Source organism: Thermogemmatispora aurantia (genome assembly GCF_008974285.1).
Classification (GTDB): Bacteria; Chloroflexota; Ktedonobacteria; order Ktedonobacterales; family Ktedonobacteraceae; genus Thermogemmatispora; species Thermogemmatispora aurantia.
In genome coordinates, this window is the sequence record NZ_BKZV01000004.1 from 84,853 (window position 1) to 108,653 (window position 23,801).

The 23,801-nt window shown below is 62.3% G+C and carries 12 protein-coding genes; 8 read left to right on the forward strand and 4 right to left on the reverse strand.

Annotated features, from left to right (window positions below):
• Positions 1–990 (forward strand): FHA domain-containing protein, encoded by a 990-nt coding sequence (locus KTAU_RS13000; RefSeq protein WP_151728800.1) that lies wholly within the window; start codon positions 1–3, stop codon positions 988–990.
• Complete coding sequence (locus tag KTAU_RS13005) at positions 987–4,229, forward strand: FHA domain-containing serine/threonine-protein kinase (RefSeq protein ID WP_151728801.1); 3,243 nt, start codon at positions 987–989, stop codon at positions 4,227–4,229. Before KTAU_RS13000 ends, KTAU_RS13005 begins: the two co-directional genes overlap by 4 nt.
• Positions 4,230–4,304: 75 nt before the next feature.
• Here the strand turns inward: KTAU_RS13005 and KTAU_RS13010 are convergent, their stop codons facing one another.
• Both KTAU_RS13010 and lhgD read right to left on the reverse strand, forming a co-directional pair.
• On the reverse strand, positions 4,305–5,504 hold the full coding sequence (locus tag KTAU_RS13010) for an AfsR/SARP family transcriptional regulator (RefSeq protein WP_151728802.1): 1,200 nt from the start codon (positions 5,502–5,504) through the stop codon (positions 4,305–4,307).
• A gap of 140 nt (positions 5,505–5,644) precedes the next feature.
• The gene (gene lhgD / locus KTAU_RS13015; RefSeq protein ID WP_151728803.1) at positions 5,645–6,889 is read right to left on the reverse strand and encodes an L-2-hydroxyglutarate dehydrogenase; all 1,245 of its coding nucleotides are present in this window, start codon (positions 6,887–6,889) and stop codon (positions 5,645–5,647) included.
• A 187-nt stretch (positions 6,890–7,076) separates the two neighbouring features.
• Here lhgD and KTAU_RS13020 point away from each other — a divergent pair, with 187 nt between their 5' ends.
• From KTAU_RS13020 to KTAU_RS13035, 4 genes are all read left to right on the forward strand, one after another.
• On the forward strand, positions 7,077–8,525 hold the full coding sequence (locus tag KTAU_RS13020) for an NADP-dependent isocitrate dehydrogenase (protein ID WP_151728804.1): 1,449 nt from the start codon (positions 7,077–7,079) through the stop codon (positions 8,523–8,525).
• Between the two features lie 237 nt (positions 8,526–8,762).
• Positions 8,763–9,197, forward strand: coding sequence for an OsmC family protein (locus tag KTAU_RS13025; RefSeq protein WP_069802237.1), 435 nt, complete (start codon positions 8,763–8,765; stop codon positions 9,195–9,197).
• Between the two features lie 499 nt (positions 9,198–9,696).
• A complete protein-coding gene (locus tag KTAU_RS13030; RefSeq protein ID WP_069802239.1) occupies positions 9,697–10,578 on the forward strand; it encodes an ROK family protein in 882 nt (293 codons plus the stop codon).
• 243 nt (positions 10,579–10,821) lie between these two features.
• A complete protein-coding gene (locus KTAU_RS13035) occupies positions 10,822–11,019 on the forward strand; it encodes a hypothetical protein (protein WP_151728805.1) in 198 nt (65 codons plus the stop codon).
• A 240-nt stretch (positions 11,020–11,259) separates the two neighbouring features.
• On the opposite strand, the gene KTAU_RS13040 is transcribed toward KTAU_RS13035, so the two are convergent.
• Both KTAU_RS13040 and KTAU_RS13045 read right to left on the reverse strand, forming a co-directional pair.
• Positions 11,260–12,939, reverse strand: coding sequence for a tetratricopeptide repeat protein (locus KTAU_RS13040; protein WP_151728806.1), 1,680 nt, complete (start codon positions 12,937–12,939; stop codon positions 11,260–11,262).
• A 256-nt stretch (positions 12,940–13,195) separates the two neighbouring features.
• Positions 13,196–14,779, reverse strand: a complete 1,584-nt coding sequence (locus KTAU_RS13045; RefSeq protein ID WP_151728807.1) for an acyl--CoA ligase family protein — start codon at positions 14,777–14,779, stop codon at positions 13,196–13,198.
• A 649-nt stretch (positions 14,780–15,428) separates the two neighbouring features.
• Between KTAU_RS13045 and KTAU_RS22160 the strand changes: the two genes are divergently transcribed.
• Both KTAU_RS22160 and KTAU_RS22165 read left to right on the forward strand, forming a co-directional pair.
• Positions 15,429–22,334: an RHS repeat-associated core domain-containing protein gene (locus KTAU_RS22160; protein ID WP_265576288.1), complete on the forward strand. Its 6,906-nt coding sequence runs from the start codon at positions 15,429–15,431 to the stop codon at positions 22,332–22,334.
• 14 nt (positions 22,335–22,348) lie between these two features.
• The coding region (locus KTAU_RS22165) for an SMI1/KNR4 family protein (protein WP_170293274.1) at positions 22,349–23,801 on the forward strand (1,453 nt) is incomplete at its 3' end.

Consider the following 23,801-nt stretch of genomic DNA (forward strand, 5'->3'; position numbering starts at 1 on the left):
ATGGCCACGCCACAGCTTGTTGTCCGCCTGCAGGGCGACATCATCAAGACGGTGCCCCTGACGACGCCGGTGTTGCGCATTGGGCGGGGACCGGAGAGCGATCTGATGCTTGATCATCAGATCATCTCGCGCCACCACGCTGAGCTGCGCCTGACACCCCAGGGCTGCCTTCTGACAGACCTGGGCAGCTCGAACGGGACCCTGGTGGGTCAGCAGCGCCTGCTGCCGCATCAGCCCTACTTGCTGCGCGATGGGGCGAGCTTTCAGATTGGTCCCTATCTGCTCACCTATGAGGCGGAGGCGGGGACGGCCCCACGCCTGCCGACACCGGCGCAGGAGCAGCCTCCGAAGACCACGGCGGAGCCGCTGGCAGCCGGGTCGGCTGAAGCAGAAAAGAGAGCAGCAGAGGCGCGGCCTCCAACGCCAGTCGTGCCGCCGCGTGCGACAGTGCGTCCCGCCGCTGCGCAGGCAGCGCGGCCTGTCACGCCCCTGAGCACGCCGCCCGGGCCAAGTATCGGTGGCCTCTATCTGCGCTATCTCCCCGACATCTACCAGGAGAGCGATTTTCTGCAGCGTTTCCTCCACATCTTTGAAGACATCTGGGAGCCATTGGAGCAGCGCCAGGATCATATTGAGATGTACTTTGATGCGCGCACCTGCCCGACGCGCTTCCTGCCCTGGCTGGCGAGCTGGCTGGACATTCCGCTCAATCCCCACTGGCCGGAGGCGCGTCAGCGGCGTCTGCTGGCTGAAGCCTGGGAACTGTATAGTTGGCGCGGTACCCTCTATGGACTCAAACGCATGATTGAAGTCTGCACTGGACTACAGCCTGAGATCTTTGAGAAGCCGGAAGAGCCATTTATCTTTCATGTACGTGTCAGGCTGGCCCCGGGGGTGGGCGGTGAGCTAGTTGATCGTGCCTTCCTGGAAGAGCTGATTCAGTTACACAAGCCAGCGCATGCCGGGTACATACTGGAGGTCATCCCATGATGAACGAGGAGTACATAGGCCGGACTGTCGGGCAGTATCGAATCGAGGCGGTGCTGGGGGCGGGAGGAATGGGCCAGGTTTTTCGCGGCGTGCATCAGCTGCTTGATCGCCCGGCGGCCATCAAGGTCATGCTGCCCAGCTTTGCGGCGCGCTCAGACTTTCGCGCTCGCTTTCTGCAGGAGGCCAAAGCGGCGGCGGCCCTGCACCATCCCAACATTGTCGAGATCTACGACTACGGCGATGATCATGGCCTGCTCTATATGGTCATGGAATACATGGGCGACGGGGCGCTCAGTGGCCTGCTCAAGCGGCAGGGCGGGAAGCGTTTACCGCTGACGCAAGTGCTCATGCTGGGCATCCAGATTGCGCAGGGGTTAGCGGCGGCCCATGCCCTTCAGATGGTGCACCGCGACATCAAGCCGGCCAATCTCTTGCTGCGGTATCTCGCTGGCTCTGGGTCGGGGCGTGAGCACTATCTGGTCAAGATCAGCGATTTCGGGCTGGCACGTCTGGTAGAAGGAGGGGTTGAGACAGTCACCGGCACACCGATGGGGACGCTGGCCTACATGTCGCCCGAGCAGTGTCTCGGCGCCAAGACTATTGATGGGCGCAGCGATCTCTACGCCCTCGGGGTTGTCCTGTACGAGATGCTCACTGGCTCCCTGCCTTTTCAGATCAGCGGCGTAGCCGACGCCATCTACAAGCACGTCAACGCCACGCCGCCGCGTCTGCGCGAGCTGCGGCCTGAACTACCCTCCATCCTCGAAGAGATTGTCATGTGCTGTCTGGCCAAGAAGCCCGAGGAGCGCTTTGCCACGGGGCAAGCGCTGGCGAATGCCCTGCAGAACGTGCTGGGGGGGAGCGGAGAGGGGGCTTCGGCCTTAGCGGCAACCTCGGGGCCTGGGCCGCAGCAAGCGAGTCTGCAGACGCGCACCACCCTGGATGCGCCGGCCTCGCCGTCAGCGCTCCCGGCGCCGCCCACCGTGTCCACCATGCCGGGCTACAGCGACGTGCCTCGGGTGCGCGTCATCGATGAGAGCGGGCGGACGCTGCAGGTCGTTGAAGTCAGGCCGGCGGGCATCGTCGTAGGCCGGCAAGAGGGTAGCGACATCGTCCTGCTCTCGCAGCAGGTCTCGCGTCAGCACCTGCGCATCACCTGGGACGGCAAAGAAGTGCGGGTTCAGGATCTGGGATCGAGCAACGGCACCCTACTAGAGGGGGTGCGTCTCATGCCGCAGGTCAGCCAGGTCTGGCAGGAGCGGCAGATGGTCCGCCTTGGCCCCTTCTGGCTGCGCCTGGAAGGCGCCAGTCCCCCAGCGACCTTCATCCGTTCAGGAGCAGGGCCGGCTCCTCTCCCTGGTGCCAGCCGGCCTGCGGGCATGGGGAGTAGCACCTATGCCAACTATGCCACGCCCACCATTGCGAACACGGCGAGCAGCCAGGGGCCGGCCTCGCTGGTATCGGAGCGTATTGGCCTGGTGGCCTCGCCCAAGACCCTGACGCTGGTGCCGGGCCAGACGGCCACCGTGCAGCTCACCCTGACCAACATGGGAAGCACCGTTGACTGGTTCACGCCGACGGTCGACGGCGTTCCAGCCGAGTGGCTGCATGGTGCCGGGCAAGAGGTGCAGCTCAATCCCGGCATGCAAGAGACAGTCACCCTGACCGTCAATGTAGCGCGTCGTCCCTCGCATCGCGCCGGGCAATACCATGTCTTGATTCGGGCCCGTTCGCGTGAGGTGCCCCAGGAATACAGTCAGACAGGCTGCGTTTGGACCGTGCAGCCCTTCAGCGAGGAGATGCTACGGCTGGAGCCACGGCGCGCCAGTGGCCGGGGCCGGGCCTCCTACACCCTGGCGGTGACCAATGCTGGCAATGCGCCGGCCCGCTATCAACTGGAGGGGGAGGACGACGAGCAGCGGCTGCGCTACCTTTTTCGGGTGAACCCGCTGGAGCTAGATACCGGGCGGGAAGCGCGAGTCGGGCTGAGCGTGCAGGAGCGGCGGCGCCTGATAGGACGGGAGGAGCGCATTCCCTTCCAGGTGCATCTGAAAGCCCTTGGGGAGCAGCGTAGCCAGAGTGCCGCCGGCGAGTTTGTCAACAAAGCGCTGCTGCCACCCTGGATCATCCCGGCCCTGCTGGCTGTGGTCCTGATCGCTGGGGGGGCGCTGGCCCTGGCTCGGGGACTGGTGCCGCTGCCAGGCAAGCCGGGGACGGCGGTCTCTACTCCCGCCCCCAATGTGGCAGCCACCCTGACGGCCCTGGTACAGACGGGAGCCAGCACGGCCACAGTGGCGGCGGTCAGTAGCCAGGCGACGGCGACAGCGCAGGCCAATGCCACCACGGCGGCGCAGAATAGCAGCCAGGCGACGGCGATGGCGCAGGCCAATGCCACGGCCACTGCTCTGGCCAATCCCCCGCCACCGCAGGCGCAGACGGTCACAACAGTGGTCACGGGCCTCGCCGCTCCCATCGGCGCCCAATACGTCAGCTCCGGTGATCGACTCTTCTTCGTCGAGTATGGAGGCAAGGTTTCGCTGCTGACCAACGTCTCGGGGAGCAGTCCAGCCTACTCAGTGCTGGGCGCTGGCTACGGCCTGCTTGAAGATGTGGCTGTGGCGTCTGATGGCCAGACACTCTACCTGACCGAGCGCGGGGGCAATCTCTACCGTGTCAATCTCGAGGTCGGGGCCAATCGCAGCCAGGCCACTGTGGTGGCCTCCGGGCTGGCGGCGCCGCAGCAAATCGCTCTCGATGGCAATGTAGCCTATGTGGCGCTCTATAATGACGGCGGGTCGCTGGGCAGTGTAGTCAAAGTTGATCTGAACAACGGAGCAGTGACAACGGTGCTCTCCAATTTGCAGCATCCCATCGGGGTCCTGCTAGCTTCCGATCACCAGACGCTCTATGTAACCGAGCAGCAGCCGGACGGCAGCGGTACCCTGAGCCGGTTCGATCTGGCAACAGGCACGCGCACGCAGCTGGCCCATAGTCAGGGGGCCCCTTTCTTTTTCATGCACTGGGCCAATAGCCTGCAAACGGCCATCCTGGTGCCCGAGCGCTCTCCTACCGATGAGGTCTGGTACGTCAGTCTGGTGGATCATCCCGAGGTGCTTCATCCGGTGGCGCATGTGGGAGCGGAGCCTTCCGATGTCGTAACGGCGGGGCAGCAGCCAGGCAACTTTTTCCCGATGTTCGTCTGTGCTGCTGCCAGCAATGCCATCCAGCGCTTGAGCTAGACGGAGGGGTCAGGGACGAGCCGACAGGTGGGGGCTGGCCTGTCTGGTGGTTGCTATGATGACGCCTGCTGGCTGTTAGGGCAGGGGGGAGGGGGTTGCGGCTCCCAGCAACTGCTCGAAGAGGCGCCGTGTCTCGGGGAGTGGCTCGAGGCCCAGCTCTTCCCGCAGGGTCTGGCAGCATTGCCGGTAGCAGCGGAGCACCTCGTTGCGTCTGCCGCTGAGGCTATGAGCGCGCATCACCTTGCGGTAGGCCTCTTCATCGTAATGGTCCAGTTTCAGAAGGAGACTGGCCCAGGCCAGGGCGGCCTCGGCGTCGCCGCGTTGCAGGGCATACTCGGCCAGCCAGGTGCACATTTGGTGGTGAACCCGGGCCAGCTCCTCGCGTGTGAGAAACGACCATTCGGCATAGAGGTCTTCAGTCAGGAAAGGGCCGCTGTACAGTTTGCAGGCCTGTTCATAGCAGCGAGCGGTGACATCGCTATCGTTGGCCTGTCGGCCAGTGGCAAAAAGGCGCCGAAACTCTGCGACATCGGTAATGAAGCTGACGGCAGGATTCAGCAAGTAGGTTTGCTCTTTATACACGATATAGCCGCCACCTGACTGGACCTGCTCGCTGTTGAGGGAGGCGCGTAGGGCACTGACAGCGATTTGCAGCTTATGACGACTGGTCTCGCGTTCTTCATCTGGCCACAGATCGGCCATTAGCATATCGATGCTGGCTTGTTGCTGAGGTTGGGCCAGGAGATAGCGCAGGATGGCCTGCCCCTTACTGTTGCGGCAGAGCTGGATCAGTGGCCCTTGGGCGTGCAAGCGTCGGACGGTGAGGCGCCCGAAGCAGGTGATGTAGAGCGGCGGGAGGGTAGAGGTCGAGCCAGCCTCAGTGGACGGAAGATAGCGGGGATGGGTTTGCAGGGGAATAATGGCCAGCCCCGGCGGTGCAGCTCCCCTGGTGCTGGCACCGGACTGGGGATCAGCGATGCGTGGTGAAGAGCCGACTGTATGGAGGCGCTCGACTCCTCTTCCTTCGCTGAAAGGATGGAGCTTGTTTTCCAGATCTGCCAGCTCTTCCTGCCAGGCGGCCTGCGCCTCTGCAAGCTGCCCCTTGACTGCGCGCAGGAGCTGTTCGGCATGGAGAAGCTGGCTTTCTATCTCCTGGAGTGCTGCTAGCATGCCCTTACAGGCTGCTGCTTGCTGGTCGACAAGCGCTTGATCTGTAGCGCTCTGGATCTGTTCGCTGAAAGTCGAGGCCGACTCTGAGGGATTGAGGGTGACCATCGCGATCCTCCTGCGTCTGTTCGGTGCTCGATATCTCTACAGGAGAACGTGAACCAGGGGATCTTTTCAAGCATCAATGCCAGCTCAATTGACCACCCTTGCTGTTGAGGTAGACTGTGGATGACGCGGGAGAGCGCTAGCTAGAGAGCAAACTGCGCCTGGGCCTCGTCGACGATCATCTGGGCGATCACCAGCGAAGAGGTGGCCGCCGGCGATGGCGCATTCTGCACATGCAGCACGCGCTGCCCGCGGCGGATCACGAAGTCATCGACCAGGCTGCCATCGGGAGCCAAAGCCTGGGCCCGCACGCCGCTCGGACCCGGCAGCAGGTCCCGCTCTTCGAGGGCCGGTACATAGCGCTGGACCTGGCGCACATAGGCGCGCTTCACGTAGTCGCGATAGAGTTCGGCCAGGCCCATGCGCCAGTAGCGCCGCGCCAGACGCCAGAAGCCGCCGTAGCTGAGAGTCTCCCACAGCTCGCGCGGGTGAAGCTGCCAGCGACCGTAGCCCTCGCGTGCCAGGGCCAGTACGGCATTGGGTCCGACCCAGACCTCGCCGTTGGGTCGCAGCGTCAGATGGACCCCCAGGAAAGGAAAGCGCGGGTCGGGAACAGGATAGATCAGGCCGCGCACCAGCTGGCGCTTTTCGGGGCGCAGCACATAGTAGTCGCCGCGGAAGGGCACGATGCGCAGACCGCCGTCGTCGCCGGTCAGGTGCGCCAGGCGATCGGAGTAGAGGCCGGCGCAGGTAATCACGGCCCGTGCCCTCAGCTCTTCTTCCTGGCTGCGGCGTTGGCCCGAGGCTGCCGGCGCCTGGGTGCGAATCTGGACCACCACTTCATCGGCGCGAGGCAAGAGACCCACCACCTGGCAGCTCAGGCGCAGCTCCGCGCCGTGCGCGCTGATCTCCGCGGCCAGGGCGGCGGCCACGCGCGTAAAATCGACGATCCCTGTATTAGGAGAATAGATAGCCTTTAGTCCCGCTGCTGCTGGCTCGATCTCGTGCAGGCGCTCGGGGCCGATCAGCTCCAGACCCTGGACCCCATTGCGCTGGCCGCGCTCGTAGAGGGCCTGCAGGCGTGGCAGCTCTTCCTCCGTCAGCGCCACGATTACCTTGCCGCAGAGCTGGAACGGAATGCCATGCTCGCGGCAGAAGGCCAGCATGGCCCGATGGCCGGCCACGCAGGCGCGGGCCTTCAGCGAGCCGGGGGTATAGTAGATACCGGTGTGCAGCACGCCGCTGTTGTGTCCCGATTGATGGGCGGCGATGCGTGGCTCTTTCTCCAGCAGGAGCAGGCGCAGGCCAGGACGGCGCCGCAGATACTCGCGCGCCGTTGCCAGTCCCACCAGGCCGGCGCCAACAATGATCAGATCATAGGGCTGCATTTGTTTAAAGATAACCAGCGACGCCTGCCGCTTTATTCCCAGCCGCGGGAGCGAGTCGGGGGAGAGGCTGGTCCTGTTGAGCTAGTCGTGTGCTATACTTAAGTGGCAATCTCCACTGAGAACCCACTGGTTCGTTAGCCAGAGAACGCAAGTCACCACTAGAGACGCAACAGAGGTACAAAGATCCATGTCACAGAATACGCCCATTACCGTTGCGTATGGGGATGGCATTGGCCCGGAGATTATGGCGGCCACCCTGGAAGTGATCAAGGCCGCTGGGGCGCGGATCGACATTGAAGAGATCGAAGTAGGAGAGAAGGTCTACTTGCGCGGTGTGCCCTCGGGTATTGAGCCGAGCGCCTGGGAGTCCCTGCGCCGCACCAAGGTCTTTCTCAAAGCGCCCATTACCACGCCACAAGGAGGGGGCTACAAGAGTCTGAACGTCACCATTCGCACGATGTTCGGCCTCTACGCCAATGTTCGTCCCTGTGTTGCCTACTATCCTTTCGTGGATACCAAGTATCCGGGGATGGACGTCGTCATCATCCGTGAGAACGAAGAGGACCTCTACACCGGCATCGAGTACCGGCAGACGCACGACATGGTGCAGAGCCTCAAGCTCATTAGCCGTCCGGGCAGCGAGAAGATCATTCGCTACGCCTTCGAGTATGCGCGGGCTTATAACCGCAAGAAAGTCACCTGCTTCGTCAAAGACAACATCATGAAGCAGACGGACGGCCTCTTCCACAAGATTTTTGAGAAGGTAGCCGCCGAGTATCCTGACATCCAGAACGAGACCTGGATTGTCGACATTGGCTCGGCCAAGCTGGCGGACACGCCGGAGGCTTTTGATGTCGTGGTGCTGCCCAACCTTTACGGTGATATTCTCTCGGATGTGGCGGCCCAGATTGCTGGTTCAGTCGGCATGGCCGGCTCGGCCAACATCGGTGACCAATGTGCGATGTTTGAGGCCATTCATGGCTCGGCGCCACGGCGTGCTGGTCAGAACGTGGCCAATCCCTCGGGTCTGCTGCTGGGGGCGGTGCTGATGCTTGTCCACATTGGGCAGCCGGAGGTCGCGACGCGCGTGCACAACGCCTGGCTGCGTACCCTGGAGGACGGCATCCATACCTATGACATCTACAGCGAGAAGGTCAGCAAGCAGAAGGTTGGAACGAAGGAGTTTGCGCAGGCCATCATTGAGCGCCTGGGTCAGATGCCGCAGACGCTCAAGGCGGTGAACTACACGGCGGCGCCGAAGCTGGCCAACATTCAGCACCTCAGTCAGGAGCCGCTGGAGAAGAAGGATCTGGTGGGGGTGGATGTCTTTCTGGAATGGCGCGGCGGTGGCCCTGATCAGTTGGGCGACGCCATCAAGCGGCTGGAGGGCGATGGGCTGCAGTTGACGATGATTACGAATCGGGGAGCGAAGGTCTGGCCCAATGGGCTGCCCGAGACCTTCTGTACCGATCATTGGCGCTGTCGTTTCCTGGCCGACGATGGGCAGGCCCTACGTCCGCAGCAGGTCATTGCTCTGCTGCATCGTCTGGCCGAGGCTGGTTTCGACTTCATTCAGACCGAGCACCTCTATACCTTTGATGGGCGCCCGGCCTTCTCGACCGCTTCAGGCGAATAGCGGCTGGCCGGTGGCCGCTGGGCTGAGCCAGTGAGCGAGCGAGCGAGCGGACTGGCAGCTGGTCAGGACTGTGCACATGGGGAGCAGGGGCAGAGGAGTCCTGGAATGAGACTCAGGTCACTTCTGGGGTCCTGCTTCCCGTGTGCTATTATCTTGAGAGAGGCTCTCTTGCCTGTTTACGGCTGAGTCTCAGGAGATGAGAAACGATCTCGATATCTGCGTAAGGAGGATCTTGCTATGCCAGTTCGCACCGCTGAGGCGGAATGGAAAGGTGACCTGCAAAGTGGCCAGGGTCAGCTGAAGCTGGGCACAGGGGCCTTTGAGGGCCAGTATTCGTTTAAGACGCGCATGGGTGACGATACGTCGGGGACCAATCCCGAGGAGCTGATCGCGGCGGCGCATGCGGCCTGCTTCTCGATGGCTCTCTCGGCGGGTCTGGCGCGCGCTGGCTTTACGCCGACGAGCGTCAAGACGAATGCGCGGGTGCACTTCAATCCCACAGCTCAGGGCTATGTTATTGGTCCGATCGAGCTGGAGACCACGGCGGTGGTGCCTGGGATCGATGAGGCGAAGTTTCAGGAGCTGGCCAATGAGGCCAAGCAGAATTGTCCGGTCTCAAGGGCGCTGGCCGCCACGGAGATCCGCCTGCAGGCCAGGCTGGTCCAGCAGTAAGGCTTGGTGGAGTCCGGCTTTTTGCCTACTTCCTACTGTTCTTGTCTGTTCCCTCGCTGAGTGAGGGCAGCGGTCTGTCGGGGGCAGCGTGGTCAAACCGCCTGCTTGTCGGCAGCCGCTGCAAACGCTCGCTGTGTGCTTCTTTCTCTTGTGGGTATCTCTCTCCTGGTTCTGTTCCCCCTGCTGGCTGGCTCTATTCTGGTGCTTGCCTGTCGATCTGCTGGAGCTAGGGGTGAAGAAGTCTCCTCTGTGGTTGGAGTCGTGGGCTGAGGTTGCTGCGTTATAGAAGTGGTAGGGAGGTAGTGGGAGTTCGTTGGACGGTGAGAAGGTTGCCTGTAGGGTTCCTGCTGATTAGCGGGATGATGCGGTAAGATTACAATGAATCACAAAGAGTGTGGTGGAGGGAGGAGTGGTCGGACGGGGACGGAAGGCGCAGCGCAGTGGCTGGCGTCTGCTCTGCTCCGGCGGGCGGCAGCCAGGCAAGGACAGGGGGTGAAGCATGTATCTCGGTCTTGAGGTGAGTGAACAGGCTCTACGTGGAGCCTACTTTCAACAGAAGGAGGTCGTGCTGACGCCGCCGGTAGCGGTGCCGGCCAGCTATGAAGAGCTGCTAGAGGTGCTGGTGCAGCAGGTACAGGAGGCTTCGCGCGTTGGCGAGGCCATTCGGCGCGTGGGGGTGAGTATTCCTGGCAACTGTACTGAGCGGCGAGTGGTCTGGGTGCCCTCGCTGCCTTATCTGAACGGGCGCGATCTGGCTGATGATCTGCGGGCGCGGTTGGGGATCACGGTGATGCTGGCCAGCGATGCGCAGCTGGCCTTGCTGGGCGAGATTTGGCGTGGGACGGCGCGCGATCGGCAAAGTGCTGCCCTGGTGAGTGTGGGAACGGGGATCAATGGGGCGCTGATGCTTGGAGGGCGCATTGTGCACGGGGCCCACGGGAGCGCCGGGGCGTTGGGCTGGCTGGCCCTGGATCGGCAGCAGGCGCCTGATGCTGAGCATGGCTATCTGGATCGCTATGCCTCGGCTTCGATGCTGGCCTCGCAGGGGCGTTTGCTTGATCCGCCGCTGTCGCTGGAGGAGATCATTACGCGGGCGCGCGAGGGGCAGGCGACGTGTGTGAAGCTGGTCAATGAGTGTGCGGCAGTGCTGGGTATAGCGGTGGCGGGCCTGGCGAGCGTCTTTGATCCCGAGGTCCTGATCTTTGGGGGGACGCTGACGGGGGCCTTCGATCTTTTTGCCCCGGTTTTGCGCGAAGGGCTGCAGCGCTATGGGTCCCCGAGTGTGCGGCAGACGCCGCTGGTGGCCTCACAGCTTGGGGCCGATGCGCCTCTCTATGGGGCCTTGCGGGCGGCGATGCTCTTGCAGTCGGTGTGGGCCTGATGAACCAGAGCAAGGCACTGCAGCGGGTGCTTTGCTTTGCCGGCCAGGGGCGGCTAGGACCTCTTGCCTTTCGGCGGCGCTCGTGCTATAGAGAGAAGTGCGATCGGTGCTCGGTGGCTGACTGGTCGCCTGTGCGCTGTCTGAGGATCTGGGCCTGCTGGCACTGTGGGCGGACGGCCCGGCTGTGAGCTGCGCAAGTCAGCGACGGGACGAAAGGAAGCATCTCGGAAAGGGGTGTCTGATATGGTCTATCGCAGCGTGGGACTCTATCGCACGTTGGGGGTTCTCGGTCTGGTGGTGACGCTGTTGGTGGTCTGGCTGGGCTGGCAGTTCGAGGTGGCTATTCGTAATGCGCTGCTGATTACGAGTCTCTTTTTCCTGGCGATTGCTTGTATCTACTTTCATTTGGGCCATGAGGAGGCACGTGGCGCTTTCTTATAGTTTGGTGGAGGAGGGAGATGGAAAGGCGGGAAGGAAGCGAGAGAGAGGCGGACCGGTGTTGCAGTGTGAGCACTGCGGCGCCGGCCCGCTTGCTTTTGGGGAGGGAGAGCTGTTAAGTGAGTGCGAGGAGCGAGGGATGGTCAGCCGGTCTGCCTCAGACGGGCGCTGGCGTCGTCGCTGCTCGTGGTGATCGCGGGTGGTTTGAGTGGTCGGAAGGATCGAGCGGCAGGAAAGGGGCTATCACTGTTCAGCGTGGGCCTGCTGGAAGTGGCGGTAGGTCTCGCGTAGCTGGCGGGTGAGCGGATGATCAGGGCCGGCTGAGCGCTCGTAGATGGCCAGAGCGCGCGCAAGCAGGGGCAGCGCTTCCTCAGAGCGACCCACATCTTTATAGAGAAGTGCCAGATTGTACAGGATAGTGGCGGCGCGCCGATCAGTTGGACCGAAGGTCTGCTCGCAGATTGCACGAGCACGCTCCAGCAGAGCAAGGGCCTCGGCCAGGCGGCCCAGATTGCGATAGAGGAGCGCCAGATTCTGCAGAATAGCGCCGGTAAGGCTCGGGACCGGCTGAGGAGCCTGCTCGCTGAGCGAGAGTGCACGCTCGAAGAGGGCGCACGCCTCTGGAACGCGGCCCTGACGCTCGTAGCAGAGCGCCAGCGTGTTCAGGGCAGCAATCGTCTTAGGATGGGATGGACCGAAAACCTGCTCGGCGAGCGGGGCCAGGCGTTCGAAGAGAGGGAACGCTTCAGTCAAACGTCCTGCACTCAAATAGAGAGAAGCCAGAGACTCAAGCGTAGCGATGGTCAGAGGGTGAGCGGAACCGAGCGTCTGCTCGCGGATAGCCAGTGCGCGCTCAAGCAGAGGCGGGGCCTCCGAGGAGCGACCCACGAAGCGATAGACGAAGGCCAGATCGTGGAGCGAGGTCGCCGTCTCAGCAGACTCAGGGCCAGGCTGCCGCTCGCGGATAGAGAGCGCCTGCTCAAATAAAGGGACTGTCTCCTGATAGCGTCCGTGCTGGCGCAGATAGGTGCCGGCCTGCTGAAGCAAGCTGGCTGCGGCGGCGGTCTGCAGCGCTGGCTCCTTCGCGATCCAGGCGGCGCAGTGCAGCGCGTGCGGCAGCAGACCCTCATAGAGGGGCCAGTGCTCTGGCTCCTGACCCGGGTAAGCGGTTACCAGGGCCTCGATGGCCAATCGCTGCCGGGCTGTCAGCTCCTCTGCAGGCAACTGCTCAGGCAGGGCCTCCTGCACCAGCTCATGGACCTGTAGATTGCCGCTCTGAGGGGCGCGGGCGAGCAGACCATCGGCTTCCAGCGCCGCAAGCGCGGCCATCAGGGCAGAGTGATCAGCAGCCATTGCGGCCAGCGGGTGTGACACTCGGGCCAGCCCTTCTGTCAGCAGGCTCTCTGGAACAGGGGCAGGCGCCAGGCAGGAGCAGAAGAGCAGCAGCTCAGCGGCGACGGCGTCACGCTGGCGAATACGCTCAAAGAGCAGGCGGCCCAGAGCGCAACGGAGACCGCGCTCAACCTGGCGCAGTCCCTCCTCGGGATCGTCGCGACTGACGAGTGCCAGCCCATCGGCGGGCAGCGGCGTCAGATCACCGACCACGCTCTCTCTCCACGCGCAAGCGCGCAGCATAATCGGGAGGAGCAGCGTCTCACCGGCATCATGACGCTGCCGGACCTGCTGCAGTTCAGCAAGGCACGCCGGCGAGACCAGATAATCGGGGCTGAGCAGAACCAGGAAGAGAGCAGCACCGGAAGGACCACCTGCGCTGTCGATAGAGGGCGGGCCATCGTCCCCGAGCGCGATCCAACCCTGAGCTGCCAGCGGCCTCAGCAGCCTCAGCAGGCGCTCGTGCCAGGTGCCATCGGTAACAGTCCCGGACCAGGAAACCAAAACTGCGATCGCGCAGGGCCTTTCCATTGCCCTCCCTCGCGTCCTGCCTTGCTCAGGGTGCAGCAACGCAGCTAGAGATAGATAAGCGTTAACCGACTGTAACCAGTATATGTAACAGCGGGGAAGAAAGCAAGAGGCACAGTGGAGGCGTAAGAGCGTGGTCGCCGCTCAAGTGGCATAGCAGGCGACAGCCAGGCCCAGCCCAGAAGAGCACCCAAGGCGGTTCTAAGCCTGGGCGCTCTTCTGGCGAAACATGGTCAGCAGCCGCTGCTTCGTATCCTAATTAATTAATACGCTTCTCGCGTGCAGCCCATTCGCGTTCACGCAGCACAAACTTCTGAATCTTGCCCGTCGATGTCTTCGGCAGGGCGCCGAAGGAGACCGCCACGGGGCACTTAAAATGCGCCAGATGCTGGCGGCAAAACTCGATGATCTCCTGCGCTGTCGCGCCGTGGCCGGGCTTCAGCGTCACAAAGGCCTTCGGGCGCTCACCCCAGGTTGGGTCGGGGATACCGATCACCGCGCATTCCAGCACGGCGGGATGGCGTGCCACCACCTGCTCGACTTCGATCGTTGAGATATTCTCGCCGCCCGAGATAATAATGTCTTTGGCGCGATCGCGCAGCTCGATATAGCCATCGGGGTGCCAGACCGCGATGTCACCAGAGTGAAACCAGCCGCCGGCAAAGGCCTGCTCCGTCGCCTCGGGATTCTCATAATAGCCCTTGGCCACATTATTGCCGCGCATCAGCACCTCACCCATCGTCTGCCCGTCCCAGGGCACATCATGCATCTCGCTGTCGACCACGCGCGCCCGCTCGGCGACCACGTAGCCCTGGCCCTGGCGCGCCAGCAAGCGGGCCTGCTCCTCATCGGGCAGCGCGCTCCATTCCTCATGCCACTCGCAGACCGTGTACGGCCCATAGGTCTCCGTCAGCCCGTAGACGTGGATCGGGCGCATATTCAGGCGGCGCATCTGCGCCAGCAGCGTCGGCGACGGCGGCGCGCCGGCGACGGTCACCGTTACCCCGCGCTCGATGGGGTGGGCCTTCGGATGGTTCACAATAAAGATATGCACCGTCGGCGCTCCGTTGTAGTGCGTCACCCCCTCCTGCTCCAGCAGGTCCCACACCAGACCAGGATCGGCCTTGCGCAGGCAGACATGGCGTGCTCCCACAGCGGTTACTGCCCAGGGAAAACACCAGCCATTGCAGTGGAACATCGGCAGCGTCCACAGATAGACGCTGCTGCTGCTCATGCCTGTCTCAATGACCTCGCCCAGGGCGTTCAGATAAGCGCCGCGGTAGGTATACATCACGCCCTTCGGGTTGCCCGTTGTGCCTGACGTGTAATTGATCGAAATCGTCTCCTCCTCGTCCTCCAGCCAGCTCTCCGGTGGTTCTGGCGAACCGGCGGCCAGAAACTGCTCATAGGGATCGTCTGGCTGCCCGGTGTCATCGATGCGCACCAGCTCGACGCCGGGCAGCTCTAAGGATTCCACCAGTGGCAGCAGCTCGGCGTCGACAAAGAGGAAGCGTGAGCCGGAATGCTTCAAAATATAGTCGATCTCCCTACTGGTCAGGCGCGTATTGATTGCCACCAGGATGCCGCCGGCGGCGGGCACGCCGAAATGAGCTTCGAGCAGGGCGGGGGCATTGGGACTGAGGAAGGCGACGCGGTCGTGTTTGCGCAAGCCGGCGGCGCGCAGTTGGTTGGCCAGGCGATAGACGCGCTCGGCGAACTGGCGGTAAGTATAGCGGCGCTCGCCGTGGACTACGGCCACCTTATTGGGGAAGACGAGAGCGCTACGCTCCAAAAAGCTGACCGGCGTCAGCTCGCTGCGGTAGACCTTGGTCGTGGCGGCCATACAGATTCTCCCTCCTTATCGTTCCCGTCGACAAGGGGACGGCGCAGGCTCACAGAGAAGCCTGCTGCACCTTCTTCCCTGGTCTGGCCTGTTGATGCTGCCGTGCTGATGTAGAGGTGGGGTATCTTGCTGCCTGCATCTTTCCCCCGACAACAGGCCGGCCAGGCTGACCATAGTTGTTATTGCTTAGTATACATCATGGCAGGTCGCCTTGAACTCCGCTGCCACCCCTATGTCCAGGTAAAGCTCTGTATCTTAGCGTAGGCTTCTCAAGCCAGAGAAGCTTCGTTGGTTAGAAGGAGGATAGTGCCTCCCTTTCCTAACTGTGGAACTCTGTTCGTAAAGTTGCTCTACTTGAGCAGCCAGATATTGACAATCATTATTTATTAGAGTATATCATATACAGGATATTATATATAGGAGAGGCACTCTAAGGATCAAACTCTGATCCTTCTCGATTCCCTCCTCTTTCTATATATATACGTACTGTCTACCTGCAGCCTACTCTTGCAGTGATCCACATGATCAGGGGGGTATTTTTATGTCTTCGAATGCTCCTCATAATGATTCAGGCCGTTTTTGTCCCCATACAGTTAGAAATACTATTACTCGTGAAGGCGGAAAAAAACGGTTTTTATTTTTGGCTTTCATGTGCCTGCTCATATGGCATCTGCTAGGGCAGGAGTGGACACTCATCGCGCCGGTAGCGCATGCCCAATCATGGCCACCGGCCTTGGCTCCGGCGCAGCTGACCTTTGCCCAGTTTCTGCAGCAGCGTCAGCCAGCAAATAACCCAGACTCGTTCAGCTTCCCAGCCAGGGTGCCGGCTCTGCCTGTCGATAGCGAGCCGACCCAGCTGGCCACGCTCCCCAGCGCTCAGCCAGCGACCATGAAGCCTCTTGCCCAGAGCCTGAGTCCGGCCTTGTTGAGCGGCTCAGCGGGCAACGGCAGCGGTGTTCTGGATCTCCAGGGTAGTGATGGGCGTCTAGAGATCCAGATTCCTGCTGGATCACTTGACTTTTCGCAGGCGCAGATTGTCAACACTAGTGCTTCCAGCGCAAGCGTTAGCTCTCCCTCCCCGCGGCTTACTCCCATTCCCGTAGCCTCTCCGACGCCTACTCCCTCACCCACGGCGTCGCCGGTACCCACTCCCTCGCCTACTCCCTCACCCACTCCTCCACCGACGGGCACGCCGACACCCCCCTTCTCACTGAACGCGACCCAGCTCCACGGTCTTTTCCCTGCGGCGGTCAGTGTGCTGGGTATGTATCAGATCCAGGTTACCGACAGCCAGGGTCGTCTGGTGAGCGGCGTTCGTCTGCAACAGCCTATTACCCTCCTCTACCACTATCAACCAGATGACCTGGCCCGCCTCGATCTCGACCCGGGCACGCTCTGGCTGACTTGGCCCGATGCCATTGCGGCAGCGCGTGCTGCTGGACAACCCTTCTCCCAGTATCAGGTTCCTCTCCAGAACGACCCGCAAACGCACACGCTGTCGGCTCAGGTCACAGCGCTGGCCAGTGGCACGCTGGCCATCAGCGGTGCTGCAGCGAATGGTGCACCACCGACCCCGCTGCTGGACGCTGTGCAAGGCAACTCAGGGCAGTTCTCCTACAGCTATCCACTCTCGGTCGTCGCTGGTCCGCCGGGCACGACGCCGGCCCTGGCCCTGGTCTATTCCAGCGAGAGCACCAACGAGCGTCACAACACCTCGGCTCCCAGTGGCATGCTGGGGGAAGGTTGGTCCCTATCTGGCCTGGGAGCGATCACTGCTGACGACTATCCCAGCGGCAGTGCCAAAGCGGGAACCTGGTATTTCCTGAGCGGAGCTGGTGCCAGCGATCGCCTTGTGCCCAATCCGGGAAGCACCACCAGCTTCACCCCACAGCACATTAACGGCTATCGCATTCAGATGATGAATGCGAATACCAGCACGCCCTGCTTCCAGGTCTGGGACGATGTTGGAAATTACTACACCTTCGGCTGTACCAGCGACTCACTGCAATATGTCATTGAGAGCGATGGGACACGCCAGAACTACGAGTGGGACCTGAATCGAATCACCCTGGCCAATGAAGGGCCAGGGACCGCGGGGCGTTACATCAACATCACCTACTTTCAAGACAAGACCTCGCATGGGGTGCGCAGCGCGGCGCCGCGTCAGATTGTCTACGGAGATGCCTCCGGTGTGGCCGGCACGATTGACTTCTACTACCGTGCTCCCTTCAGTAGCGAGCCCTATGTCACCAGCTACGGAACAAACTACAACTGCAGCAAGGCGCCTCCCGCCGATACCACGCTGCGCTGCGATGATCCCCTGGATCATCCCAATGGTCTATCGGCTCCGTCCGTGATGAGCACCTTCAGCCTGCAGCAGATTGTCAGCTACATTGGTGATGACAGCAGCGCCTCGCACAGAGCCTATAGCTATCAATTCGCCTACCACGACGATCCCTTTGCACAGGCCTGGGATGACTATACTCAGATCCAGACCTATGACGCTGGCAATCACCTGCTCACCCAGGTTACTCCAACCGTCTATCAGAACGGCACTGCGCATAACCTGAGGCCGCTGGTACTGACCTATACTTCGGACGGGCTGGCCGATGGCTATATCGATTTAAGCCATTCCATACAGAATGGCCAGCAACACTATACTCAGATCACCTACTGGCGTTATCTGACCCGGGTAGTTGATGAGCAGACTGGTCAGGGAGCCAGCATCAGTTATGCCACGGCCACCGCGAACGCTCACGGCACCCCCTATGACAGCGCCAGCGGTGACGATCGCCACGATCCTCTCTATTGCAGTACGCACAGCGACTGTACGGGGACCTTTGCTCATCCCGACGATAAGCAGTGGGGCGTCCAGGTTGTCACCCGTATCACCGCTCTGGGCACAGACAGCAGCGCCTCGGCCATTCCCAAAGCCACCTATGTCTTCCACTATCGGCTCAAGGTTGTAGGCACCGGTTGTCCCACAGACTCCCAGGGCGACAGCGACTGTCTGGCCGATAGCTGGGCTCCCCCCAGCGAAGGCGACTGGATGGATTTCTACCATCAGGAGTTTCGCGGCTTCCAGTGGGTCTACATTACGACCCCTGCCGGCAACCTGATTGCACGAGCCTACGCCACGACCAACGGCTGGGGTTCGCAGGCTGGCGACAGTGGCAACTACACGGCGGGCAATCTCTATGAGGAGGACATCTATCAAGGCAACAGCACCAGCAGCCCGCTGCTCAAGCAGACCAGGAATGTCTACGCCGGCAACGGCATGCACAATGCTTGCGATGGGCGCTACGATCTCACCTACGTCCCTTGTGCTGTGCTCTTGCTGACCAGTAAGACCACCTTCTACGAGGGGACGAACAACAGTAATGCCCCCTGGGTCCAGGTCAGCAATACCTACGCGGGCTACAGCTCCACCGACGGCATCGATCAGAGCCAGTATCAGAACCTGCTTTCGCAGCAGATCACGGCCTCAAACGCTCCCACGATCGCGCGCAGCTGGACCTATCAGCCCACCGACACCACCATCAACGGCTGGGTCTATCACAATCTTCGCTCGGTTGTGCATAGCCAGCTCACTGACAGTAGCGGCCATGTCTGGCTTTGCCAGGACACGAGCTACGATGAGGGGGCGGCCTCGGGGGTGCCGCGTCCGGCTGCCGGCTGGCCCACAACTGTCACGACCTCCAGCGACTGCACCAACCCCAGCCAGACGGCCCTGACCACCTATTACGGTTACGACGCCGATGGCAATCTGCTGGCGAGCGTTGACGCCGTTGGCGTGGCCAACCCCAGCCTCTACGCGAATGCGGGCTGTAGCCTGAGCAGCGCCCCCTCCTTCATGTCCTCTGCCTGGACCACCGGTCACTACACCGGCTGCACCACCTACGACAGCTATCAGGCTCGTCCCGTTAGTGAGACGAACGCCCTGGGGCAGACGGTGACCCTGGCCTATGACTATACTCAAGGCGGCCTCCTGCGCAGTACGACCGATGTCAATGGCCAGACCACCAGTCAGAACGTGAGCTACAATGGCGCCAATACGACCACCAGCGTCACGCTGCCGCTGGAGACGGCCAGCTACACGGATCAAGAGACCGTCAATCCCTCCTCTTGTACCGCCAGCAGCAGTCTGCCCTGCTACGAAGTTGACACGGTCAGCAGCCTCTACCCCAACGCTGTCAGCCGCACCTTCTACGATGCGCTGGGGCGGGCTGTCGAGACGCGCACGCCGGGTCCCATGCCGGGTCAGGACACGATCGTCTTCACGGTCTACGACGACAGCACCAACAGCGTCTTCCGGAGCGTGCCATTCCAGGTTGCGAGCGGCAGCGGCTGGGTTGATCCCAACGGCGCCATTGACATCAATGGCCAGGCGCCTGGCGGCACTGTCACCTTCTACGACGCGCTCGGGCGAGTTATCGCTGAGCGTGATCCAAACTACGGCTCCAGCCAGGAGCCAGGGATTGCCTGCTCGGCGGTCCTGCGCGGGACCTACACCGCTTGTGTCAACTACGGTCTGGGGAGCCCGGTCGGAGACAGCACGCTCTACAGCTACGTTCAGAGCATCGATGCTGACAATCACATGACAGTCAGCTTCAGCGATGCCCTGGGCCGCACTCGTTACAGCCAGACCTACAACAGCGTGGCCAGCCCATCGGCCTCGGCGATCAGTAGCAACGTAGCCGCTCAGCGGGCAGTGCAGTACAACGCCCTTGACGAACCGACCGTTGTGACCGTGACCGATCTGGCGCCGCAGGCCGGCCAGACCATCACCAGTGTCAGCACGAGCATGAGCTACGATGATCTGGGCCGGCTCGTGCACCTCTTTGATCCCGATCGTGGTCCCCACGACTATAGCTATGATCCCGATGGGCATCTGGTGACCGATGTCTCCGGTTCGCGCACGCTGGGCTACATCTATGACCTGTTGGGGCGGCTGGTCTGTATGCAAGACGCAGCCCCGGCCCAGAGCGTGGCGGTGGCCTGTAGCAGCGGGGCCCATCCCTTTGTCCAGAACACCTACGACACAAGCACCCTGGGTAGCCAGGGGGACAGCGACTTCCCCGTTGGTCGCCTCACGCAGAGCGTTGCCACGACCTGGTATCCCGACGGCAGCTCGGCGACGGTCACTGAACGCTTCCAGTATGACCAGCGTGGGCGCCTGACGACCAGTACGCTGGCGCTGGGGTTGCCGGCCTCCTGGAACGTAACGACCCCGCTGCCGACCTATCAGCAGCAGATCAGTTACAACGACGCCGATCAGGTCACGACCACCACGACCAGCACCAGTGTAGCGGGTGACCCGGGCTACAGCTTCACGCAGGTCTATGATCCCGACGCTGGCACCCTGGTCGCTCTCAGTCCCACGACGGGGAGCAGTCCCTTGCTGGCGAGCGTGACCTACAACGCGCGCGCTCTGCCTGACACGGTGACGATCCAGACAGCCAGTGGAAGTGCTCCAGCCGCCACGGAGCAATTCAGCTACGATGCCGATTTGCGTCCGGTGGCGGTGCAGGCGCTCTGGGGCAGCGGTAGCGGTCAGAGTGGCAGCATCTTCAGCCAGACGCGCAGCTACGATGTCGCTGGCAATGTCCTCAGCCTGACCACGCAGCAGAGCGCTGTCCCGGGTGTAGCGAACTCCGGCGGGAGCGAGACGCAGGTCTTCTGCTATGACGCGCAGGAGCGCCTTGTCTGGGCGGGCAACCTGGGGACGCCGCCGGCGGCGGGCAATGGTCTCTGTGGTAGTGCCACGCCCTCCAATACCATCAGCGGGGCGGGTTATAGCAGCAGTTTCAGCTACACCAATCTCGGTCAACTGTGGCAGGGGCCGCTCAATGGCAATGGGCCAACCTTGCAGTACCTCTACTGCGACAGCACGCACCCGCACCAGTTGACGGGGCTTTACCCTGCCGGAACGACCTGTTCAGGCACTGGCGGCGTGGTGGCGCCCTACGCGGCGAGCTACGACCTCTGGGGGAACATGACCACGCGCAGTCTCAACGGGACGTCGCAGACACTGGACTATGATCCCCTGGATGAGCTGGTGCACTGGCAGAATCCGACTGCCTCGGCGGAGGAGTGGTATGTCTACGATGCCACTGGTGAGCGGGTGCTCCGTCGCTCGGTGACGCCGGGGTCGACGACGCTGACGGTCTACGCTTTCGGGCTGGAGGAGCATGTCTATACCGGTGATGGTCGCCTGCTGAGCACGACGCACTACTATGACCTGGGGGGCCAGTTGCTGGGCGAGCTGAGCGGTGTGGGGAGCCAGCCGGGCAAGACGCAGCTTTTCTTGACGGACCAGGTGGGTAGTGTGGTTGCGACCTTCAGCAATGCGGATGGGGCGGCGGCCCTGGTTGGGAACCAGGGGTATGGGCCGTATGGGAACCAGCGCTACCGGGCGGGCGATATGGGAACGGCGCGTGGGTTCACGGGCCAGTATGGGGACGATGTCAGCGGGCTGGACTACTATGGGGCGCGCTACTATGACCCGCAGGTTGGGCTGTTTTTGTCGGCGGACCCGGTCCAGGGGAATGCGCAGGGGGCGGATCCGTACGCCTACGTTGCAGGGAACCCGGAGACGTTCAACGATCCCTCGGGACTGATGTATGTTTGCCCTGGGGTAGGGGGGTGTGGTGGGGGGGGATCGAGTGCGGTGAAGGAAGGGGGGGCGGTAGGGCATGCGGCTGGTGGGGTGGTTGGGGTCGCCGCTGGTGGTGGCGGTTGTCTCTGGTGTGTCTCAGTCAGGGTTCCGCGGACGGGGGATGGCGGTGGTGGCCAGGGGGAAACTCCAGCCCCGTGTATGGAGACCTACTACAACGATGTGGTAGGCTGCAGTAAGCTGGTCAGTCAGGTCTCGCTGAAGGGAGCAGTGGGGGGCCAGCTCCCGCTGAGTTGCTCGCTGGCTATAGGGGATGTGCTGACTGGCGTCTCTATACAGGTGGGGATGAGCTGCGGGTCCATAGGGATCACGGGCACGGTGGATGTCGTTGACCAGCACTGTATGACGACGTCGATGATGGCCTGTGTGGATGGAGAAAGTGGTGAGAGTGGCAAGGAAGGAGAGGGTGCGGAGGAGCGAGATAATAGGGGAGTTGTTCTCCGCTTGGATGGAGGGGGAGGAGACCCGGGGTTGCCTCCTGATCAGCCCGTTCGGGCAGGGCCGGTTGGTGGGGAAGAGCAGCCGGGGGCCGACTGGCCTGTTAACAAGAAGGGACAGCCCTATCCGCGTGTCCCAGACCCGCGTACCGGTCAGCCGATTCCATTTCCTGAAGGGGTGTCTGGAAAGGTTCCTGAAGGGCAGAGAGTGAGCTGGAAACCGCAAGACGCTAGAGCTGCGCGTGGCGTGTTTATTAGGGAGTGGTATGATCGAGGTTTCCCTACGCCTGAGGGGGGGTGGGATCAGTATGAGTTGCATCATATTTTGCCCAGAGCATATGGAGGTGATAATGATTTCTGGAACCTGGTCCCTTTGACTAAGGAAGATCATGGGAAGTTTACGGGGTGGTGGGCTGCGTGGCAACCACCCGAAGGTGAGTAAGAAGGAGGGAAGCGATGGAACCAAGTAAGCGGATCGAAGAACATCGCCGACGGTATGATCCGAGGCAGGTGATACGTGCGCTGCGGGAGAGCCTGGACGAGCGAGGGCGCCTGCGCGTGCTAGTGGAGGGCTGGCGCTGGGAAGTGAGTTTTCGTTTTGGGGAGCCGGCCAGGGAGGAGGAGCTGGAGGAGCTGGAGGCGAGGCTGCGGCTGGCGTTGCCGGATGTGAAGGTGCCGCTGCCGTGGAGCTATCGGGAGTGGCTCAAGGAGAGCAATGGGGCGGTGCTGTATCGAGATGAGGACGAGTATGGGCTGGGGGGGTACCGGCTCTTCAGCACGGGGGAGCTGGTGAGCAAGCAGGTGGAGTGGCAGGCGACGCTCTATGATGAGCACTGGCTGCCGAGTGGGCTGGTGGTGGGGGAGCTGATCGGGGGCCAGGATACGATTGTGCTGGAGACGGGGGAGGTGAGTGAGCAGAGTGGGGAGGGGATCGTGCTGGACGGGGATTGCGAAGAGAAGCCTGAGGAGTGGCGAGCGATTGCGCACAGCTTTGGGCAGTGGCTCAGCTGGCTGGTGACGGCGCAAGGAGCTGGCTACTGGGGGTGGTACGCGCCGCAGCGGAGGGGTGGGCAGAGGGAAGGAGAAGAGGGGGGGAGGAAGCGGGCGAGATGGAAGCGATGGCCGGTAGTGGTGGACCCGCGTACGGGGGAGCGGGTAGAGGCGCCGGAGCTTGGGGAGAGGAGGCGGCTGGCGGCGTGGGAGCGAGAGGTGTGGGGGTATGCGGAGAGGAGGAGGTATGTGAGGAGGTGGAGGGAGCAGGGGAGGGAGGAGTTGCCAGGGGGCTGGAAGCGCTATGATGTGGTGCAGGTGGTGCCGAGGGAGTATGGAGGGGGGAATGAGGAGGAGAACCTGGTGCCGGTGGATCGGGAGGTGCATGGGTGGTTGATGGTGCCGTGGTGGAGGGAGTGGGAGTGGGAGCGAGGGATGGGGAGAGGAGGAGGGAGCAGGAAGGAGAGGGAGGAGAGGAGTGAGCGAGGGAGGGAGGCAGAGGAGAGGGCGAGGGAGGGACTCAGGAGGCTGAAGGAGCTGAAGGAGCGGGTTGGGCCGAGGGGGAAGGTGCAGGTGAGGGATGAGGAGGGGCAGGAGTGGGAGGCGTGGATGCAGTTTGGGGAGCCAGCAGGAGAGGAAGAGGTGAGGTCGTTGGAGGTGAGTTTGCGGCGGGGGGGAAAGGAGCTGAGGGGAGGGCTGGCGAGGGGATATCGAGAGCTGCTGCAGGTGAGCAATGGGATGGAGCTGTATGTGGATGGGGAAGCGGGCCAGTGGGGCTATCGGCTCTATCGGGCAGAGGAGGTGTACGGCAAGACAGTCTCTAGGGAGCTGGCATATGGGAGTGCGAGGTGGCCGGAGCGGTACCTGGTGATCGGGGAGACGTTGGGAGATGGGGATCTGATCGTGCTGGAGATGGAGG

Bases quoted from the DNA above. Each gene is read 5' to 3' on its own strand.
- KTAU_RS13000 (WP_151728800.1), top strand. From the start codon at position 1: ATGGCCACGCCACAGCTTGTTGTCCGCCTGCAGGGCGACATCATCAAG.
- KTAU_RS13005 (WP_151728801.1), top strand. From the start codon at position 987: ATGATGAACGAGGAGTACATAGGCCGGACTGTCGGGCAGTATCGAATC.
- KTAU_RS13010 (WP_151728802.1), bottom strand. From the start codon at position 5,504: ATGGTCACCCTCAATCCCTCAGAGTCGGCCTCGACTTTCAGCGAACAG.
- lhgD (WP_151728803.1), bottom strand. From the start codon at position 6,889: ATGCAGCCCTATGATCTGATCATTGTTGGCGCCGGCCTGGTGGGACTG.
- KTAU_RS13020 (WP_151728804.1), top strand. From the start codon at position 7,077: ATGTCACAGAATACGCCCATTACCGTTGCGTATGGGGATGGCATTGGC.
- KTAU_RS13025 (WP_069802237.1), top strand. From the start codon at position 8,763: ATGCCAGTTCGCACCGCTGAGGCGGAATGGAAAGGTGACCTGCAAAGT.
- KTAU_RS13030 (WP_069802239.1), top strand. From the start codon at position 9,697: ATGTATCTCGGTCTTGAGGTGAGTGAACAGGCTCTACGTGGAGCCTAC.
- KTAU_RS13035 (WP_151728805.1), top strand. From the start codon at position 10,822: ATGGTCTATCGCAGCGTGGGACTCTATCGCACGTTGGGGGTTCTCGGT.
- KTAU_RS13040 (WP_151728806.1), bottom strand. From the start codon at position 12,939: ATGGAAAGGCCCTGCGCGATCGCAGTTTTGGTTTCCTGGTCCGGGACT.
- KTAU_RS13045 (WP_151728807.1), bottom strand. From the start codon at position 14,779: ATGGCCGCCACGACCAAGGTCTACCGCAGCGAGCTGACGCCGGTCAGC.
- KTAU_RS22160 (WP_265576288.1), top strand. From the start codon at position 15,429: ATGTGCCTGCTCATATGGCATCTGCTAGGGCAGGAGTGGACACTCATC.